We start from the raw sequence: 18,092 nt of genomic DNA, 5'->3' as shown, positions 1-18,092 counted from the left end.
CGGGGTGCGCTCTAGACGGACGGGGAGTTTACTCCCCGACCGTCAGCCGCTTCTTCTCATTGGCGATGAGCCAGAGATTGCGGATATAGACGACGAGGCCAAGACCTTGGCCCGCGATGAAGACCGGGTCCTTGCGCTGGATCGCATAGATCAGCAGCAAGGTGCCGCCGAAAAGCGAGAAGAACCAGAAGGCGACCGGCATGACGCTGCGCTTTGCCTTTTCGGATGCCAGCCACTGCACGACGAAGCGCATGGTGAAGCAGGCCTGAGCGACGAAGCCCAGCACGATCCAGCCATCCCACTGCGCCACGAAGACCTCGTGCAGCCACTGTGACAGGCTGTTGAAAATATCAGTCATGGGTGATCTCTCTCACACGCGGAACGACCTTGCGGCGCTTCCGCAGCCACCAGACGCCATAAAGATCCAGAATGCCGCGCACTCCACGGTCCAGAATGCCGTAATTGGATTTGCCGTGGCGGCGTTCGCGGTCGACCACATCGACATGCACGACGTCGAAGCCCTCGCGGATCGCCAAGGCAGGCAGATAGCGATGCCATCCATCAAAGAAAGGCAGTTGTCGGAACAGGTCAGTGTGCAGCGCTTTCAGGCCACAGCCGGAATCGCGGGTCTTGTCCTTGAGGATCGCGCCGCGCAGATTATTGGCAAAGCGTGACGAAAGCTGCTTGAGTTTTGTATCCGTACGCTTGAGGCGCTGTCCGGCAGCAATGCCGTAATCAGGCCCGGCCTTTAACAGCGCATCTGCCAGAACGGGGAGATAGGCGGGGTTGTTCTGTCCGTCGCCGTCCATGGTCACGACGATCTTGCCACGTGCTGCGAAAACGCCGGAACGCACAGCGGCGCTCTGGCCTGACGACCGGTCGTGGCGCAGATGGCGCAGTGGCTTGCCTGCATGAATGCGGCCCGCGAGTACATCGCTGGTTGAGTCCGTCGAACCGTCGTCGACGACGATGACTTCGTATGCGCGGCCCTGCATGGCGGCATCGACTTCATCCAGCAAAAAGGCAAGATTGTCGGCTTCGTTGCGGCAGGGGATAACCACAGAAATCGTCGGTGTGTCCAAGCGGAGTGTTCCTTTATTCCTCGCGCTATCTGCTTAAGCTCGGCTTTCCTGCCCGGAAACCCGATAAAGCGCAAGGCGCGCTCCATAGCATTGATTGGATGGCAAAGCCAAGACGGTTCAAGTAAACGTGAGTTCTGGCCCGGATAATAGCTCGATTGATCGGTTGACTGCCGTTTTTTAGCCGGACATAGCCGGATACGGAAGAGCCTGCTCCAGCCAATCCAGAAAATTCTGCGTCACCTGATCCCGGTTGATCTCATTGAGGCTCTCGTGGCGGGTGCCGGGCAGGATCGTGCATTGGACACGCTCGAAACCTATTTTCCGCATTCTCTCCGCCAGCCTGCGCACGGCAGCGCCGTTCACCGTTGCGGGGTCTTCGGCCCCGCCAACGAGACTGAACGGCATGTTTCGCGGGACTTTCGAGAAGTTCCGGTCATCAGCGCCACGGCGGATCATGTGGAAAATGTCGATCCATAACGCCACGCTGGCATCGAAACCGCAAAGCGGATCGGCGACATATGCATCGACTTCCGCCGTATCATGCGAAAGCCAGTCGAATAGCGTGCGGTGGCCTTGTACGGATCGCCCCCAGGCTCGGAAGGTTATTTTCGGCAGAATGGCGCTTGGAACGTCCGAACCTTTCAGCATGCGCTCCGTATAAAGGAGTGCGAATGCCAAAGCGCTTTCCGCACCGCCATCGACATTGGCGTTCCAGATCGCGGCCGCATCGACTGTATCGGCGTAGTTCAGCACATAGTTCAGCGCGATCAGCCCGCCCATGGAATGTCCGAAAAGCACGACCGGGAGACCCGGATGGTTCTCGTGAATATGTCGGTTAAGCGCGCGCACGTCCTCGATAGCTACAACATGGCCCTGCTTTTGTGCGAACATTCCTCTTGGCGCATGAGCGCCGATATTGGTGCCATGCCCGCGATGGTCGTGGATATAGACGTGGTAGCCCGCCGCGACCAAGGCGGAGGCGAAACGTTCATAGCGCGCGGAATGTTCGGCAAGGCCGTGGCATATCTGGACAACTCCTCGCGGTGTCCCGGCGCGGACAGTGCGGAACGGGAGTTCCGATTTGTCGGAAACCGTCAGATGATGAATGGTTTTGAATGTCATTTCGCCATCTGATTTTATGCCGTGCAAATAGTCAATCTCCCACGATGCGGCGTCGCTTAAACAGGCATTGGAACGGAGTGTGAATGAATTTTAGGCAATTACGTTTTTTGTGCAGATTCCGCTTGAAAAGCGCAAGAGCTTGGGCAAATCTAGTTTTGCAGACAGGGTTTTTGAAGGGCAATCAGGGGCGTTTTAAACAGGATTTCACGTCATAACTTGCAGGCTGTCCGATGAAAGGGAGGAAACTTTCGCGGACGGTGGCCAGAGGGGAAACCGGGTGACGGAAATATCCGCGCCCGGTTTCATTATTTATGGTTCTCATCAAACATTGATTGGCTGTTGCCACTGCTTCTGTTTCGCGGGTTGCCGTTTGCTTCCGGGGCATAATTAGCCTACATACGCGTCAACAATTTCCGCGCGGCTCGGTAAGCATTGGACCGATCGCGCTTCTCAACCTGCGGAGACGACGCGCTTTATGGCACGCCAGTTCATTTATCACATGTCCGGCCTCAACAAGGCCTATGGCAACAAGAAGATTTTGGAGAATATCCATCTCTCCTTCTATCCCGACGCGAAGATCGGCATTCTCGGCCCGAACGGCGCCGGTAAGTCGACTATTCTCAAGATCATGGCCGGTCTCGACAAGGAATATACCGGTGAGGCTTGGCTGGCCGATGGCGCTACTTGCGGTTATCTTGCCCAGGAACCGGAACTCGATCCTTCCAAGGACGTGCTTGGTAATGTGATGGAAGGTGTGGCTGCCAAGAAGGCAATCATCGACCGTTACAACGAACTGATGATGAACTATTCCGACGAAACGGCGGATGAAGGCGCGAAGCTTCAGGACATCATCGACAGCCAGAATCTGTGGGATCTCGAAAGCCAGGTCGAAATGGCCATGGAAGCGCTGCGCTGCCCTCCGGGCGATGCCGACGTGACCAAGCTTTCGGGCGGTGAAAAGCGCCGCGTGGCACTTTGCAAGCTTCTGCTTTCGAAGCCTGACTTGCTGCTTCTCGACGAACCGACCAACCATTTGGACGCCGAAACGACGGCATGGCTTGAAAAGCACCTGCGCGAATATCCGGGTTCAGTGCTGATCATCACCCACGATCGCTACTTCCTCGACAATGTGACGGGCTGGATTCTCGAGCTCGATCGTGGTCGTGGTATTCCTTATGAAGGCAATTATTCCGCCTATCTGGAAGCCAAGGCCAAGCGCATGCAGCAGGAGGGCCGCGAAGAAGCTGCCCGTGAGAAGGCGCTGTCGCGTGAACGCGAGTGGATTTCCGCGAGCCCGAAGGCTCGTCAGGCCAAATCCAAGGCGCGTATCAAGGCCTATGACGAACTGGTCAAGAGTGCGGAAGAGCGTCGCCCCGGCGATGCGCAGATCATCATTCCCGTTGGTGAGCGCCTCGGCCAGGTGGTCATCGAGGTCGAGGGGCTGTCGAAAGGCTATGGCGACCGTCTGCTGATCGACGATCTGAATTTCAAGCTGCCTGCAGGTGGCATTGTCGGCGTGATCGGCCCGAACGGTGCCGGTAAATCGACCCTGTTCAAGATGCTGACGGGGCAGGAACAGCCGGATAACGGTTCGGTTCGTATCGGCGACACGGTTCATCTTTCCTATGTCGACCAGAGCCGCGACGCGCTGGATGCCAACAAGACCGTCTGGGAAGAGATTTCCGGCGGCAATGACGTCATCAAGCTCGGCAAGTTTGAAATGAACTCCAGAGCTTATTGCGGTGCGTTCAACTTCAAGGGCGGCGATCAGCAGCAGAAGGTCGGCAATCTTTCCGGCGGCCAGCGCAATCGCGTTCACCTCGCCAAGATGCTGAAGTCCGGCGGCAATGTTCTGCTGCTCGACGAACCGACCAACGATCTCGATACGGAAACGCTCGGCGCGCTTGAAGACGCACTGGAAAACTTCGCTGGCTGCGCCGTTATCATCAGCCACGATCGCATGTTCCTCGACCGTCTGGCAACGCACATCCTCGCATTCGAAGGTGATAGCCATGTCGAATGGTTCGAAGGCAACTTCGAGGACTATGAAGCCGACAAGATCCGTCGTCTCGGACCCGAGAGTGTCAACCCGAAGCGGGTAACGTATAAGCCGCTTACCCGATAATGACTTCCAAGGCCGGTGCATCGCACCGGCCTTTTTATTTCAGGCCCTTTTCACGTGATGAAAGGAAAGACGATGAAAGACTGGTCCGCAAAACAGTATCTGAAGTTTGAAGATGAACGCAGCCGCCCGGCGCGCGATCTTCTGGCCCGGATACCGATCGATAAGCCGCGCAAGGTGGTCGATATCGGCTGCGGACCGGGTAACTCGACGGAGCTTCTGGTCGAGCGTTGGCCGGAAGCTGATGTTTCCGGCTTCGATACTTCGCCCGACATGATCGAAAAGGCCAAGGCCCGCTTGCCGAAAGTTGATTTCACGATCGACGATGTGACGAGCTATGGGCCGGATGCGGAAACCGATGTCCTCTTCTCCAATGCTGTTTTCCAGTGGTTGCCGGATCATATCGAGCAGATGAAACGCCTCTTGTCGCAGCTTCGTCCCGGCGCGGTGCTGGCCGTCCAGATGCCGGATAATATGGGAGAGCAGACCCATGTTGGTATGCGTGACGTCGCAAAAACAGAGGCCTTCGTCGCCAGGATCGGCACCAAGGGCAGGGGACCTCTGCCGCCGGTGATGGAATATTATAACGCGCTCGCCGGTCAGGCTGCGCGGCTCGACATATGGCATACGGTCTATAACCACCCGCTGGATGGCGTTGATGCGATTGTGGAATGGGTGAAGGGGACAGGGTTGCGACCGTTTCTCGATCCGCTCGATGAACAGGAGCAGGCCGACTATCTGAAAGCTTACAAGGCGAGGATTGCGACGCATTATCCGGCGGCTGTCGATGGGAAAGTCCTGCTGCGTTTCCCACGTATTTTTCTGGTTGTTCAGAAGAAATAATTGCCCGAAAAATCGCTCTACACGCGGAATTGATCGATTGCCCGTGTAGAGCGAAATGATAATTTTTGAATTATTTCAATATGTTATATAGCGGGATCATTGCACGGGAATGTCAATCATGTCTTTTAGCAACTTCTCATATTGGAATAGATTGCATGCAAACGATTTTGTTCCTATGGTCTGGCCGCATCCTGAAACCGCTCTAGATATGGAGCCGTCATGATCGCAACGCCGCGATGCGCGCCATCCCCGTTGCGATTTCGTTCAGGAGGCCGGTTTCGATGCTCTTGCTCCGTTTTTACTTTTCAATGGAAATGAACGCCGAGGCTGCCGGTTCAAGGACTGTTTCAGGCGTCTTTGCGTCTTCGCAATTGACCCAAACAGTATGATTTCGACCGGGAGGACATTTCAAATGCGAGCCTGCTTTCCAGTTGAAATGCGGTTCGCAGTTTTATGTTTATGAAGTGAAACAATCGCCGATTTCGGTAATCCCTGCCTGGGGTCGGCGGCTTGCAGGCTGTTTGAGAACCGCCTGCTATCGGGAGTTTTCAGAATGAACAATGCAGAAATGCATGCTGACGCCAATGGCGAGGTCGAAGCGGCACATGATGCCCATGACACGCGCCGCCGCGTCTTTGCCATCGTGGCCAGCGCATCGGGTAATCTGGTGGAGTGGTACGATTTTTACGTCTATTCCTTCGGTGCACTTTATTTCGCATCGCAGTTTTTCCCTGCCGAGGATCAGACCAGTCAGCTGCTGAATGCGGCTGCGATTTTTGCGGCTGGCTTCCTCATGCGCCCCATCGGGGGCTGGCTGTTTGGCCGCATTGCCGACAAGCTCGGTCGCCGCAAATCCATGCTGATTTCGGTCACGATGATGTGCCTTGGCTCCTTCGCCATCGCCATTTTGCCGACCTATGAAACAATCGGTGTTCTGGCACCATTCCTGCTGCTGATCGTGCGTTTGCTGCAGGGCCTTTCGGTCGGCGGCGAATATGGTACCACCGCTACCTATATGAGCGAAGTGGCGCTGGCCGGGCGCCGGGGCTTCTTCTCGTCGTTCCAGTATGTCACCCTGATTGGCGGGCAGTTGCTTGCTGTTCTGGTGATCGTGGTGCTGCAGTTCTTCCTGACGTCGGACGAGCTTCATGCCTGGGGTTGGCGCATTCCTTTCGCTATTGGCGGCGTTGCGGCCATCGTCGCACTATTCCTGCGGCGGACCCTTCACGAGACCTCGACGGAAGAAACCCGCAACAACAAGGCAGCAGGCAGCTTCGCCAATATCTGGAAGAACCATCGTAAGGCCTTCCTTGTTGTCGTCGGCTTCACTGCTGGGGGTTCGCTCGCCTTCTATACCTTCACCACCTATATGCAGAAATATCTGGTCAACACCGCTGGTATGAGCAAGGAAACGGCCAGTGAAACCATGACCTTCGTGCTGTTGGTCTACATGTTGATGCAGCCGCTTTTTGGCGCGCTGTCCGATAAGATCGGCCGCAAGACGATGATGATCGGCTTTGGCGGTATTTCGATCCTGACCACAATCCCGCTCATGACGTTGATCGGTTCGGTGCAGAGCTCGACCTGGGCATTCATCTATATCGTGATTGCTCTGGCGGTTGTCAGCATGTACACCTCGATCAGCGGCATCGTGAAAGCGGAATTGTTTCCTGCGGAAGTGCGGGCGCTGGGTGTCGGCTTTTCCTATGCTATCGCCAATGCGATCTTCGGGGGCACGGCTGAATATGTGGCGCTCTGGTTCAAGCAGCAGGGCATGGAAAGCGGCTTCTTCTGGTATGTGACCGTGATGATGGTGATCGTCTTCGTCGTTAGCCTTGTCATGCCGAACCCGCGTGAACATGGATATCTGCAAGGCCACGGCACTGAGTAACCGGTGTTTTATTGTCGATCAAAACGCCGCCTCCGGGCGGCGTTTTCACATCTCCACGGCTTCGTCGTCTTCGGGCGACAGAAGTCGCGTCGCGCGCCATTCGGTCAGTTTGGTATTGATCGCATCCAGTACGAAGAAGCGCGCTGAATCCTTGTCATATCCATCATCCCGCAACGCATCGTAATCGGTATGCATGTGGCGCACATGCGCAACTGTCGCCAGCCACACGGCAGTAGACGGCGGCAGCGTCTTCATATGGGGGCTGAGCGCCGCAGCGCGGATCGGCTCGGAATCCGAATAGGGCACTGCCGGAAGCAGGAGCGTCAGCGATTTGGCGATTGCCTTCTGGCGCATTGTGCCTGCACGCATGGCTTATCCTTACAGTCAGTTATTGGGGCGAATCCTTTGTCTGACACATTGTGCCACGAAAATCGCTTGCGCAGGAATTGCTTTTCATATAAACATATCTTTATATCTTTACGGATTACCGTGATGGGCCGTAAATGAAGTGATGGATCAACAAAGAGCGGAAGGCATGACCGGTTTGCAACTGCAACTCGATCTGATGGTAGATGTGCTGAAGGCGGTGGCTGAGCCGAGCCGCTTGCGCATTCTGGCGCTTCTTTCGCGCGGTGATCTCACCGTCTCCGACCTGACAACGATATTGGGGCAATCCCAGCCGCGTGTATCACGCCATCTAAAGCTTCTGGCAGAAGCCGATCTTATCGATCGGTATCAGGAAGGTGCCTGGGCCTATTTTCGTCTCGCCGACAATGCGATCAGCGGCGATCTTGCACGCGGGCTTCTGGCGCGGCTCGACAAGGCCGATGCGCTGGTTGAGCGTGACATGGAACGCCTGTTGCAGGTGAAATCCAGCCGTCAGGAAAAGGCTGCTGCCTATTTCAGCGCCAATGCCGGGCGCTGGGATCAGATTCGCAGGCTGCATGTTTCCGAGAATGCGGTCGAAGTGGCCCTCAAAAAGGTTATCGGTGACAAGCCGTTTCAGGCTATGCTGGATGTCGGCACGGGCACTGGCCGGTTACTGGAGCTTTTTGCCCCGCTTTACATTCGTGGTGTCGGCATCGACATCAATCGTGACATGCTGACTGTGGCGCGAGCTAATCTCGACCTTGCAGCCATCGGCAATGCGCAGGTTCGCCAGGGCGATGTCTACGCGCTGCCTGTGGAGCGTGAGAGCTTCGATCTGGTGACTATTCATCAGGTTCTGCACTTCCTTGATGATCCGCTTGCTGCCATTCGTGAAGCGGCGCGGGCCTTGCGCCCTGATGGGCGGCTGCTGATCGTGGATTTCGCACCGCACAAGCTCGAGTTCCTGCGTGAGGAACACGCGCATTTGCGTCTTGGCTTCAGCGACGAGCAGATGCTGGGCTGGATGAAAGATGCCGGTCTCGAGCCGGAAAAGACACTGGAACTGGAGCCGAAGGCGGCCAATGGAGACGAAGGGCTGACAGTGAAGCTGTGGCTTGCCCGCGATCCACGCCTTCTCATTGCCGATCCGGCTTCGCATGTCTCCCAAAAGTGGGAACCGGTTTTGGGATAAAGACATGCGACAAAAACAGACAATAAGCATGACGGAGACAGTTTGATGGGTTTTTACGGTCTTTCCCGCCGACCGGATGTTGGCCAGACCACCCGGGTATCGTTCGAATTCTTCCCGCCCAAGTCGGAGGAAATGGAACAGCGTCTCTGGGATACGGTGACGCGGCTTGCTCCGCTGCAGCCTGAATTCGTCTCCGTGACCTATGGTGCCGGAGGCTCCACGCGTGAACGCACGGCACGCACCGTGGCGCGCATCCTCAAGGAAACCGACGTCAAGCCAGCGGCGCATCTAACCTGCGTGGATGCGACACGCGAGGAAGTTGATCGCGTCGTGCGTGAATTCGCAGAACTTGGTGTCAACCGCTTCGTGGCGCTGCGCGGCGATCCAGCCGCCGGTATCGGCGAGAAATACGTGCCGACGCCGGGTGGCTATCAGAACGGTGCCGAACTGGTCTCTGGTTTGCGCAATATTGCGGATTTCGACATTTCAGTTTCCGCCTATCCGGAAAAGCATCCGGAAAGCCCGGATTTTGCAACCGATATCGATATGCTGAAGCGCAAGGTCGATAATGGTGCGACACGCGCCATTACCCAGTTCTTCTTCGAAAACGATCTTTACGAACGTTATGTCGAGCGCGTTCGCCGTGCCGGTATCTATATCCCGATCGTTCCAGGTGTCCTGCCGGTGCATAATTTCAAGCAGGTCAAGAATTTCTGTGCGCGGTCGGCGACACATATTCCGAGCTGGCTGGCGGAGCGTTTCGAAGGACTGGACAACGATCCGCAGACACATCAGCTGGTAGCCGCTGCAATTGCCGCCGAGCAGGTGATGGATCTGATCGAACGCGGCGTGCAGGATTTCCATTTCTACACGATGAATCGCGCCGATCTGCCATTTGCGATCTGTCACATGATCGGCATAAGGCCAAAGACGGAAGCAACTCTGGAAGTTGCCTAAACATAAAAAGCCCGGCGGTGACGCCGGGCTTTCTTGTTTTCATGCGGGTCGGCCTATCCTCAAAACCGAAGCCGCCGTAATGGCTTAGGCTAATTCCCCTAAGGGATGACGCCTGCTATCAACGCTGCAACAAATGCAAATGCCGCACAGATCATGAGGACATTTAAAGATCGCGTAAGTCCCATTGGTCTGTCTCCTTCATATGCGTCCGGGTGACCGGACGCGCGCTGGTAGGAAGCTCGAATCTAAGCGCAAAACGCCTCGAACAAAAGAAGATTTCGCACTGCAATCTGCCGTGATGGAGAAATAAACCTATCGTTTACCACCTAAACTATTGAAATATTTGACTAGGAAAATTTATTCACATTTCATGAAAAAGACACTGAACTGCCATGTTTGGTACTGTTTTCGCCGCAGTTGCCACAGGTTTTTTGACATGTTTTTCGCCCGTTTTAGCGAATTAACGCCAAATATGCCGATAAGGTGAGGATAGATATCGCTGTCGAATAGAGGATGACGTTGGAGGTAATCGCTGCCTCGCGACGATAATGCTCGGCCAGCATGAAGGGGCCCGTGCCGGTCGGAAGTGCTGCAAGGAGAGCCGCGCTTTGTGCGAGCAGGGGAGGCAGTCAAAATACATAGACCGCCAGCAGCCAGGTTGCGAGAGGCTGGACGATGAGCTTGACTGAAACAAGAAAAGCAATGGCATTGACGCTTTCGCGTTCGATCTTGCGCGGCTGGGCGAGGAACAGGCCAAGCGCCACCAGCGCGCAAGGGGATGCGGCGCCACCGAGCATCTTCAGGAAAGTTTCCGTCGGGGCCGGGATGGTTAACCCCAGAAAGGAAACCACCGCGCCGAGCGCCGGAGCGACAAGCAGCGGATTGCGGATCAGGGACCGCATAACCTTCCAGGCGAGATGAAGCGGCTTCTTCTCGGTCTGCAGGCCGATTTCGATCAGCACGATTGCAAAAGCAAAAGTGACGCAGACGGTGATGATGATCGAAATGGTGGTCGCTGCCAAAACGCCTGACCCGAAGGCGATCATCGAAAGTGGAATGCCCATATAACCGGTATTCGGATAGGCGGCGTTCAGCCCGTCAAGCGCAGTATCTGCCAGAGGCAGCCTTCCACGCAGCCGCACCAGAAAGGGCAAGGCGAACGCAATTGCGCTTGAAAGCAGAAATACTGCGATGAAACCCGGCTGCCAGAGCTCGCTGCCATGGGTATTGGCCATGATGTCGAAGAGAAGAGCAGGCAGTGCCAGATAGACGACGAAACGGTTCAGCTCCGCTATCGCATGAGGCCCGAGTATTTTCAGCTTGAAGGCACCCCAGCCGGAGAAAATCAACGCGAAAACGGGAAGGACGACGAGCAGGGTAGTGAGCATGAAACGGGCATTCGTGGTGAGTGCAGAATAGGAAAAGGCGCGGGGATGATCCCGCGCCTTATGATTTGCTTAGAGCTTATCAAGAAGCTCCTGTGTCGGCCATGAATCGGCAGGCATTCCAAGGCGCATCTGTTCAGCGCGCACGGCATCGCGGGTCAGGAGACCGAACACACCGTCGATCTTTTCGCCCATGTCGTAACCGCGGGCCTGAAGCTTGGTCTGGAGTTCCTTAAGCTGCTCCTGCGTAAGGCCCGGAACCGGGTTGCCCGGATCGAAGGCTGGCGCACCAGCGAGGCGGGTCGCGAAATAAGCGGCGGTTGTGGCATAGACTATGGACTTGTTCCATTCCACGAATACGTCGAAGTTGGGATAAGACAGGAAAGCCGGTCCCTTGCGGCCAAGCGGCAGCAGAAGTGACGCATCGCCATCATCTGCGCCGAGCGGACCGTTGAGGCCCATCACACCCTGCTCAGCCCACCATGAATGCGGCTTGCGGTTGGTGCGGATTGCTTCTTCCCAAGGCAGATCCTTGGTGAGACGCACCTCTTCAAGCCAAGGCTGGCCACGCTTCCAGCCGAGTTCCGAAATCATGCGACCGGCAGTCATCATGGCATCGGGAACGCTGTTCTTCAGGTCAACCTTACCGTCGCCGTCGCCATCGACGCCACGTTCAAGATAATCCTTCGGCAGAAGCTGCATCATGCCGATCTCGCCAGCCCATGCGCCGGTGGTTGCCGCATCGACGACGCCCTGATCGAAAAGCTTGAGAAGGGCAATCAACTGCGGGCGGAACAGGTCTGGACGGCGGCAGTCGTAGGAGAGGGTAACGAGCGCATTCAACGTGTCGAAATCGCCCTGAATGGCACCATAGTCGGTTTCAAGCCCCCAGAAGGCGGCAAGGACTGGCCCCGGAACGCCATAGGTATCTTCGACCTTCTTGAAGACATCTGCATATTTGACCAGATTTTCACGGCCTTTTTTCAGGCGCGCTTCCGAGATGAGGCGCTTGGAAAATTCGGTGAAAGTCAGGTTGAAAACAGTCTGCTTGCGGTCGCGATCAAGCACCTTTTGCTCAAGCATGGCCTTGTGCAATTCGGCGATGCCCTTTTCGCCGACACCGGCGTCACGGGCTTCCTTGGTCAGATTGTCCATCCACTGGCCGTAATCGATCTCGCATTCCGGCTTGGGAAGATTGACGGTGTTTTCAGTTGGCGTCGCAGCGGGCGCGGGAGAAGCGGCAGCCTGTGCATGGGACATGGCTGTCGATGCAAGCAAGGCGGCTGCGATAACTGAAGCAAAAAACTTCATTGGTAACTCACACTAATAGATTGGGAGCAAGCTGCTCCCTCCGAGGATTGTTTTAGCTATTGCCTCAACAAGCCCCGGAAATGAAGCAAAACTTGGTGTGAACTGCCAAACTGCGCTGTGTTACCGAACTTTGTTGCTTTCCAGCCACTTTTTCCATGCGTTGGCATCGCCGGCGAAGACATTGATGTCGGCGTCGCCCTTGATGCCTGGAATGGAGCCGGTGCCCGTATATTGCCAGAACGTCCACGGATGGGGACCGTATTTCTCATCCGGATGACCGGCAACGGAGCGCAGCCAGAACGGATAGTCAGCCATCTGCCGCAAGTCGTTGTCATCGAAGAAATCGACCGTCGTGTAAACAATCGGACGCTTGCCGTAATGCTTTTCCAGCGCCTGCAGGAAGATGCGCATTTCCTTGCGCACAACGGCAGCATTGGGGCGCAGCTTGCAGGTTGGCGACTGCGGGTTCCATTCCATATCGAGAACGGGCGGAAGCGCGCTCGGATCACGCGGTACGTTCTGGATATACCAGCGTGCCTGTTCGATAGCCGGACGGCAGAAATAATAGAAATGATAGGCGCTCCGCGCGATGCCTGCCTGATGGGCGCCGTTCCAGTGTTCCTTGAAACGGTCATCGACGCGATCACCGCCCTCCGTCGCCTTGATGAAGGCGAAGGAAATGCCGCTGGCGCGCACGGCGCTCCAGTCCACATTGGTCTGATATTTGGAAACATCGGTGCCGTGTATCGGATAATGCCAGGGCGTCTTGCCGGTCCAGTCATGCGGGTCGCGATCGCCGAAGCGCGGCGCTTTCACAGGGCCGGACGGCGGTGCGATCCGCGCCACTGAGCTGCCTGATTTCTTTACGTCGGAAAAGTCGTAATCCACCGTCGTGCAGGCGGAAAGAATAAATGCGCCGAGGGCGAGAATGCTGTAGCTGGCCAGACGGTTCATAAAGGGGTTCCGTGTCGCGAATCAGTCCTCTAACGGTTACGCGATCCGAAGCCGGACGTCACCAGTCTGGCGGGCAAGTTTGGTGCTAATCTTTGGGAGCGGGAGACGTTGTCGAACGAATGATCGCTATCCAGGCAAAACCACGATAAAGAATACGCTTTTCAACAACAGCACTGCGTTCCTGCGCGAACTGATCGCAAACCGAGAACAAGTCGCAACGCGGCGTGACATGGAACCATTCTAGCCACTTGAAGAGTGCCTTTCCGAACCAGCGCGGCAGGCGGGCCTGATTTCCAAAATCGACGATATGCAATTCCCCATCTGCATTAAGATGCCGGATGCTTTCACGAATGACCGACTGCCATTGCGGGATCATCGATACGGCATAGGAAATGAAAATCCGGTCGAAGCCGGTTTGTCCGAACAGTCGATCAGGGTCGAACTGGGCTGCATCTGCGCGATCAAGCCGGACGCGATCTTCAATGCCTGCGCGCTCTGCCGCCCGGCGTGCTGTATCCAGCATTTCTGCTGAAATATCGATGCCGAAGAGTTTCGCATCCGGATAATTTTCCGCAGCTTTCACCAGATTGCGACCGGTGCCGCAGCCGATCTCCAGAACTGTGCCCTCCTTGGGCACGGACAGTCCCGCGATCATGGGGTCCCGGCCCAGAAGATAATACTTGCGGGTAGCATCATAGAAATGCCGCTGACGGCGATAGACCCGATCCATGAGATTGGCATGGTTGATACCTTGAACGCTCCACGGGCTGCGCAACATGTCAGGCATCCTTCAGCGTATAGAGATGGAAACCACCATAGATCGACGAGCGGTCGCGGTCATGCAGGGTGCGGGATTCATCCGCTTGATATTCCCAGCGGTCCAGAATTTGTGGTGCCACCCGTCCCGGAAGCAGGCTCGGTTCCGCTGCTGTACGGAAAATGACACGGGCATTCGCTGCTGCCGTACGGGTAATTTCACTCCAGAGAGCATTGAGCTGTTCGTCATTCATCCAGTCCTGCGCGTCCAGCAGAATGTAACGGTCGACGGAAGAGCCAGGCTTGGCAGCGAGAAAGTCGGTGTAGCTCGCGTTCTGCACGGTCATGCGATCTGCGCGTTTCCGTACCATTTCGAAATTGGTACGTGACAGGTAAGGCGGGAGAGGCCCAGTCTCCTCATTGCCGCTATAGCCGCGCCCGAATGCCTGCCAGGCAAAGTAATTGTCGGTAAGGGGGAAGCCGCAGGCCAGCTTCTCAAGACGGCTGCGCAGGACAAGCGCCATATCGCCGTTTCCGGCAGTGGCAAGGGCATCATATTGCTGCGGCGGTATGCCCAGCCCAAAAAGGGATGATTTGCGGGCTGTGGCCCAGCGCACCATGCGTTTTTCGAAGAGCGGTGCGAGCGCCGTGTCGAAGAAACTGCGCTGTTCTTCCATCGTGCGTGCCTTCAAGATATCGCGCGGATCGATCCCGTAGAGCCGCGCTACGCGATGGCCCATGCCGATGAAGACGCCGAGCAAGCCGTGGCGATAGAGATCACGCCAGAAAATGGAAATACGCTGGCGACCGTTCCATTTGCGCTTTTCCCAATAGGCGCGGCTTTCGCCGTCCAGATGCGGGCGGATGAAGCGCTTGTAGGCGGCAAGATTGGTCTTGTCGTCGGCCTTTCCATAGAAGCGGTAGAACGCATCGTAGTCAGGCAGGTTCTTGACCGCGGCAAGTTTCAGCCGGTTGAAGGCGACATGTGCCTGATTGAGGTCGACTGCCTCCACACGCGCCGGATCGGCGGTCAGGTAGGACATGGCATTGCATCCGCCGGACGCGATGGTGACGATGCGGTGACCCGGCTTGATGGCCAGAGCAGCCATATCGACTTCGGGGTCTTCCCAAATCTGCGGATAGACCAGCCCTTTGAAGAGCCAGGCAAACAACCTTTCGGAAAAGCCCGCACGCGAGAGGGCGCTGTTCTGGGTTACGGCACGTTTGAGAATTGTGTCGGCTGATGTTTGCTCTGTCATTAAAAGTTCCCCTGATGCACGAATCCCGACTTCGATTTCGCAAAGTTAAACATCGTCCAATGACAGGGGCGTGACGAATTAACTGCGGATTTTTAAACCTGATGAATGCCGCTATACGCCTTTAATACTGTCGGTTTATTACGGCCAGTAAGACTATTTGAGAGAACTTTTTCGCGCTGTTGCCGTTTTCTTGTGTGACGGTCCCAGTCGACAGGATTTCTGTGTCGATGAGCGACCGTAAAGGTGATTGGCCGGACAAACCGGTCACGCACGGAGAAAACAGAGAGAGGCGTTTGGCAATATTGCCATTTGATGCCTGAAACCAGGCCAACGAGCCTGATCTAGGAAGGAGAGCCAACGTGAAGAAGTTTCTGATTGCTTCCGTCGCCGCCGTATCACTTCTCGGCCTTGCAGCTTGCAACGACAAGAAGGATGACACGAGCAACGCACCGGCACCATCCGCGCCGGCAGCGCCTTCGAACAATGACACGACGACGACGCCAGCCCCAACCAATCCGGCACCATCAACGCCGGGTACGGGCACGGCACCTGCCAACTAATGGTGCAGAGCCGTGACGCATCATGCGTCTGCATTTGGATGGCGATCCGGTCTCCGGGTCGCCATTCGTGCCAATGGGTTTTGAGATGAACGTTAAAGCAACCACGTCGGGAAAAGACGGGCATTCTGCGTTTTCCGTGTTTCAACGCAGGCTCGGTTCGGTTATGGCTTTTGTCATGAACCGTAACGCCCTGTTTTTCATCTCTGCGATTGTTCTTGTTGCGCTTGCCGCCTGCGGCAAGGGAAGTGACGAGACCGCTGCCACAACCAACGGCGGCGAGCAGGGGGCTGCGGCTGTATCGCAGCCTGCAAAACCGACAGAAAATGGCAGCACGGAAAAAGGCCCCGATCTGGTCAAATCGCTCCGCGATAGTTCCGGTGTAGTAAGCCCGGAAGAGAAAGCTGCAGCCATTGAACGTGCGCGCACAAATGCTGTCGCTGCGGCAAAATCTGTGGGGCAGACGGATCAGCAGGCGCAGACGGCGGGAGAAGCGGCAGCTACGGTCGCACAGCGCTCATTCGATGAACGCGAACCTCAGCAGTAAGCGTTCGTTGCGGAACACGGCAACAATCTAAGCCAATGCCTTCTCATTCTTTCTAAATGTTTGTTTTTTCGGCTTTCGTCTGTGTGGACGGTTTTCAGTTCACTCGGAATTCTATAGAAAAGTTCCATGTCGATTTGGGTTCGCATTGGTGAGTTTGTAACGTCAGTGGCGTCGAATGCCATTACTGGCGTTATCGAAGCCGTGCGCACCGTTTTCGAGGGCGATGCCGACACGCGTCGCCGGGTGGCCTTTTCCATCGCGATGATCGCGCTTTCAGCCAAAATGGCGAAGGCCGACGGGGTGGTTACCCAGGATGAAATCCGCGCCTTCCAGGACATATTCTCCGTGCCGAAGGAAGAGACGGCGCATGTCGCGCGGCTCTATGATCTCGCCAAGCAGGACGTCGCAGGCTATGAATCCTATGCGCGCCAGCTTGCCGGATTATGCAGCGAAGGGCAGACCGATTGTCATTTGCTGGAAGACATTCTCGACGGCCTTTTTCATATCGCCACTGCCGATGGTTATGTGCACGAAAAGGAAATGGCCTTTCTTGCGGGCGTAGCTGATATTTTCGGCTATGACGAAGTTGCTTTCGATCGTATCGCGATCCGGCATGTTCAGCGCGGTGCTGACGATCCCTATGCCATTCTGGGGCTGGAGCGCGGTGTTTCCTTCGAGATGGCCCGCAAGCGCTATCGTTCGCTGGTTAAGGAGCATCATCCTGACCGGCTGGTCGCAGAAGGCTTGCCGCTGGAATTCATAACCATTGCCAACAGGCGTCTGGCGGCGATAAACGCTGCCTGGGCGAGCATTGAGAAGAATCTGGAGGCTGCATGAGCAGTGTGAACGAAATCGAGAGTGAATTGTTGCAGGAGCTGGCGCTCGAGCAGCCCGATTTCGCCGGGGTAACGCTCGATCCGTCGCCCAATTTCGGTCCTCGCCGCGATGGCAAGGTGCCCGCCTTTCTCATTCTCCATTATACCGGGCTGGCGACTGCCGAAGAGGCGGTGCAGGTTCTGAAATCGCCGGATATGGAAGTTTCCGCGCATTATCTTGTCCATGAAGATGGGCGGATCGTGCAGATGGTTTCGGAAAAGGCGCGCGCCTGGCATGCGGGCAAGAGCTACTGGAAGGGCGAGACGGACATCAATTCCGCTTCTATCGGCATCGAGATCGTCAATCCTGGCAATCTCGAAAATTATCCGCCCTTCAAGGATGCGCAGGTCGATGCACTCATCCGCCTCTGCAGCGATATATGCGAGCGTTATGCCATCAAGCCGGAAAATGTTCTGGCCCATTCGGATATAGCACCGTCGCGCAAGACCGATCCTGGCCATAACTTCCCCTGGAAGCGGCTCCACGATGCGGGCATCGGGCACTATATCGAGCCGACATCGATCCGCGGTGGACGGTTTCTGGCACGTGGCGAAAACGGTCAGCCTGTCGAAGCCTTGCAATCCATGCTGGCACTTTATGGCTATGAGATCGCCATCACGGGGGTCTTCGATGAAGGCACAGAAACCGTGATTAAGGCCTTTCAGCGTCATTTTCGGACACAAAATGTGGACGGTGTGGCCGATGTATCTACTATAGATACCCTCTACAGGCTAATTTTTTCCCTGCAAAATGTTACCGCCTGACCAAGTGTGAGCGGGCAACTTGTCCATTTAGCGTTGATTCGCATTTCCGTAATGATTTCAAAAAAATAGATTGATCCCGGTGGCTGCCGGAGGATTTTGACAAAG

General features: G+C 55.9%; 17 protein-coding genes and 1 pseudogene. 9 read left to right on the top strand and 9 right to left on the bottom strand.

Annotated features, from left to right (window positions below; translation table 11 throughout):
* Positions 1-28: 28 nt before the first annotated feature.
* The 3 genes from MKS82_RS16040 to MKS82_RS16030 all read right to left on the bottom strand — a co-directional run bounded on the left by MKS82_RS16040 (position 29) and on the right by MKS82_RS16030 (position 2,204).
* Positions 29-358: a lipid-A-disaccharide synthase N-terminal domain-containing protein gene (locus MKS82_RS16040; RefSeq protein ID WP_109989516.1), complete on the bottom strand. Its 330-nt coding sequence runs from the start codon at positions 356-358 to the stop codon at positions 29-31.
* A complete protein-coding gene (locus MKS82_RS16035; RefSeq protein ID WP_010659700.1) occupies positions 351-1,082 on the bottom strand; it encodes a glycosyltransferase family 2 protein in 732 nt (243 codons plus the stop codon). The genes MKS82_RS16040 and MKS82_RS16035 overlap by 8 nt, the downstream gene beginning before the upstream one ends.
* A 177-nt stretch (positions 1,083-1,259) precedes the next feature.
* The gene (locus MKS82_RS16030; protein ID WP_109989534.1) at positions 1,260-2,204 is read right to left on the bottom strand and encodes an alpha/beta fold hydrolase; all 945 of its coding nucleotides are present in this window, start codon (positions 2,202-2,204) and stop codon (positions 1,260-1,262) included.
* Between the two features lie 475 nt (positions 2,205-2,679).
* Between MKS82_RS16030 and ettA the strand changes: the two genes are divergently transcribed.
* The 3 genes from ettA (at position 2,680) to MKS82_RS16015 (ending at position 7,060) form a co-directional block, all read left to right on the top strand.
* The gene (gene ettA, locus MKS82_RS16025; protein ID WP_109989515.1) at positions 2,680-4,329 is read left to right on the top strand and encodes an energy-dependent translational throttle protein EttA; all 1,650 of its coding nucleotides are present in this window, start codon (positions 2,680-2,682) and stop codon (positions 4,327-4,329) included.
* A 72-nt stretch (positions 4,330-4,401) separates the two neighbouring features.
* A complete protein-coding gene (gene tam, locus MKS82_RS16020; protein WP_109989514.1) occupies positions 4,402-5,169 on the top strand; it encodes a trans-aconitate 2-methyltransferase in 768 nt (255 codons plus the stop codon).
* Positions 5,170-5,722: 553 nt separating this feature from the next.
* Complete coding sequence (locus MKS82_RS16015; protein ID WP_109989513.1) at positions 5,723-7,060, top strand: MFS family transporter; 1,338 nt, start codon at positions 5,723-5,725, stop codon at positions 7,058-7,060.
* 45 nt (positions 7,061-7,105) lie between these two features.
* On the opposite strand, the gene MKS82_RS16010 is transcribed toward MKS82_RS16015, so the two are convergent.
* On the bottom strand, positions 7,106-7,429 hold the full coding sequence (locus MKS82_RS16010; protein WP_109989512.1) for a DUF2293 domain-containing protein: 324 nt from the start codon (positions 7,427-7,429) through the stop codon (positions 7,106-7,108).
* Between the two features lie 166 nt (positions 7,430-7,595).
* Here MKS82_RS16010 and MKS82_RS16005 point away from each other — a divergent pair, with 166 nt between their 5' ends.
* Positions 7,596-8,621 carry an ArsR/SmtB family transcription factor gene (locus tag MKS82_RS16005; protein ID WP_109989511.1) on the top strand — a complete coding sequence of 342 codons (1,026 nt, stop codon included), beginning with the start codon at positions 7,596-7,598 and terminating at the stop codon, positions 8,619-8,621.
* Between the two features lie 45 nt (positions 8,622-8,666).
* A complete protein-coding gene (metF, locus tag MKS82_RS16000; RefSeq protein ID WP_109989510.1) occupies positions 8,667-9,578 on the top strand; it encodes a methylenetetrahydrofolate reductase [NAD(P)H] in 912 nt (303 codons plus the stop codon).
* A gap of 452 nt (positions 9,579-10,030) precedes the next feature.
* On the opposite strand, the pseudogene MKS82_RS15995 reads toward metF, so the two are convergent.
* The 5 genes and pseudogenes from MKS82_RS15995 to MKS82_RS15975 form a co-directional block, all read right to left on the bottom strand.
* Positions 10,031-10,966, bottom strand: a pseudogene (locus tag MKS82_RS15995) (AEC family transporter).
* 69 nt (positions 10,967-11,035) lie between these two features.
* Positions 11,036-12,274, bottom strand: coding sequence for a lytic murein transglycosylase (locus MKS82_RS15990; RefSeq protein ID WP_061345990.1), 1,239 nt, complete (start codon positions 12,272-12,274; stop codon positions 11,036-11,038).
* A gap of 120 nt (positions 12,275-12,394) precedes the next feature.
* Positions 12,395-13,228, bottom strand: a complete 834-nt coding sequence (locus MKS82_RS15985; protein WP_109989508.1) for a glycoside hydrolase family 25 protein — start codon at positions 13,226-13,228, stop codon at positions 12,395-12,397.
* Between the two features lie 85 nt (positions 13,229-13,313).
* Positions 13,314-14,006 carry a class I SAM-dependent methyltransferase gene (locus MKS82_RS15980; protein ID WP_109989507.1) on the bottom strand — a complete coding sequence of 231 codons (693 nt, stop codon included), beginning with the start codon at positions 14,004-14,006 and terminating at the stop codon, positions 13,314-13,316.
* A 1-nt stretch (position 14,007) separates the two neighbouring features.
* On the bottom strand, positions 14,008-15,243 hold the full coding sequence (locus MKS82_RS15975; RefSeq protein ID WP_240579002.1) for a DUF3419 family protein: 1,236 nt from the start codon (positions 15,241-15,243) through the stop codon (positions 14,008-14,010).
* 359 nt (positions 15,244-15,602) lie between these two features.
* Here MKS82_RS15975 and MKS82_RS15970 point away from each other — a divergent pair, with 359 nt between their 5' ends.
* The 4 genes from MKS82_RS15970 to MKS82_RS15955 all read left to right on the top strand — a co-directional run bounded on the left by MKS82_RS15970 (position 15,603) and on the right by MKS82_RS15955 (position 17,987).
* Positions 15,603-15,803: a hypothetical protein gene (locus MKS82_RS15970; RefSeq protein ID WP_109989505.1), complete on the top strand. Its 201-nt coding sequence runs from the start codon at positions 15,603-15,605 to the stop codon at positions 15,801-15,803.
* Positions 15,804-15,888: 85 nt separating this feature from the next.
* The gene (locus MKS82_RS15965) at positions 15,889-16,347 is read left to right on the top strand and encodes a hypothetical protein (RefSeq protein ID WP_109989533.1); all 459 of its coding nucleotides are present in this window, start codon (positions 15,889-15,891) and stop codon (positions 16,345-16,347) included.
* Between the two features lie 126 nt (positions 16,348-16,473).
* Positions 16,474-17,184: a J domain-containing protein gene (locus tag MKS82_RS15960; RefSeq protein ID WP_109989761.1), complete on the top strand. Its 711-nt coding sequence runs from the start codon at positions 16,474-16,476 to the stop codon at positions 17,182-17,184.
* On the top strand, positions 17,181-17,987 hold the full coding sequence (locus MKS82_RS15955; RefSeq protein ID WP_109989762.1) for an N-acetylmuramoyl-L-alanine amidase: 807 nt from the start codon (positions 17,181-17,183) through the stop codon (positions 17,985-17,987). Before MKS82_RS15960 ends, MKS82_RS15955 begins: the two co-directional genes overlap by 4 nt.
* Positions 17,988-18,092: the final 105 nt, after the last annotated feature.

It is taken from the genome of Ochrobactrum sp. A-1, from assembly GCF_022488005.1.
Classification (GTDB): domain Bacteria; phylum Pseudomonadota; class Alphaproteobacteria; order Rhizobiales; family Rhizobiaceae; genus Brucella.
This window is presented reverse-complemented; position numbering and strand designations above follow the sequence as displayed.

Bases quoted from the DNA above. Each gene is read 5' to 3' on its own strand.
- MKS82_RS16030 (WP_109989534.1), bottom strand. From the start codon at position 2,204: ATGACATTCAAAACCATTCATCATCTGACGGTTTCCGACAAATCGGAA.
- MKS82_RS15975 (WP_240579002.1), bottom strand. From the start codon at position 15,243: ATGACAGAGCAAACATCAGCCGACACAATTCTCAAACGTGCCGTAACC.
- MKS82_RS15990 (WP_061345990.1), bottom strand. From the start codon at position 12,274: ATGAAGTTTTTTGCTTCAGTTATCGCAGCCGCCTTGCTTGCATCGACA.
- MKS82_RS15980 (WP_109989507.1), bottom strand. From the start codon at position 14,006: ATGTTGCGCAGCCCGTGGAGCGTTCAAGGTATCAACCATGCCAATCTC.
- MKS82_RS15955 (WP_109989762.1), top strand. From the start codon at position 17,181: ATGAGCAGTGTGAACGAAATCGAGAGTGAATTGTTGCAGGAGCTGGCG.
- MKS82_RS16040 (WP_109989516.1), bottom strand. From the start codon at position 358: ATGACTGATATTTTCAACAGCCTGTCACAGTGGCTGCACGAGGTCTTC.
- MKS82_RS16005 (WP_109989511.1), top strand. From the start codon at position 7,596: ATGACCGGTTTGCAACTGCAACTCGATCTGATGGTAGATGTGCTGAAG.
- MKS82_RS16010 (WP_109989512.1), bottom strand. From the start codon at position 7,429: ATGCGTGCAGGCACAATGCGCCAGAAGGCAATCGCCAAATCGCTGACG.
- MKS82_RS15985 (WP_109989508.1), bottom strand. From the start codon at position 13,228: ATGAACCGTCTGGCCAGCTACAGCATTCTCGCCCTCGGCGCATTTATT.
- MKS82_RS15965 (WP_109989533.1), top strand. From the start codon at position 15,889: ATGAACGTTAAAGCAACCACGTCGGGAAAAGACGGGCATTCTGCGTTT.
- ettA (WP_109989515.1), top strand. From the start codon at position 2,680: ATGGCACGCCAGTTCATTTATCACATGTCCGGCCTCAACAAGGCCTAT.
- MKS82_RS15960 (WP_109989761.1), top strand. From the start codon at position 16,474: ATGTCGATTTGGGTTCGCATTGGTGAGTTTGTAACGTCAGTGGCGTCG.
- MKS82_RS16015 (WP_109989513.1), top strand. From the start codon at position 5,723: ATGAACAATGCAGAAATGCATGCTGACGCCAATGGCGAGGTCGAAGCG.
- metF (WP_109989510.1), top strand. From the start codon at position 8,667: ATGGGTTTTTACGGTCTTTCCCGCCGACCGGATGTTGGCCAGACCACC.
- tam (WP_109989514.1), top strand. From the start codon at position 4,402: ATGAAAGACTGGTCCGCAAAACAGTATCTGAAGTTTGAAGATGAACGC.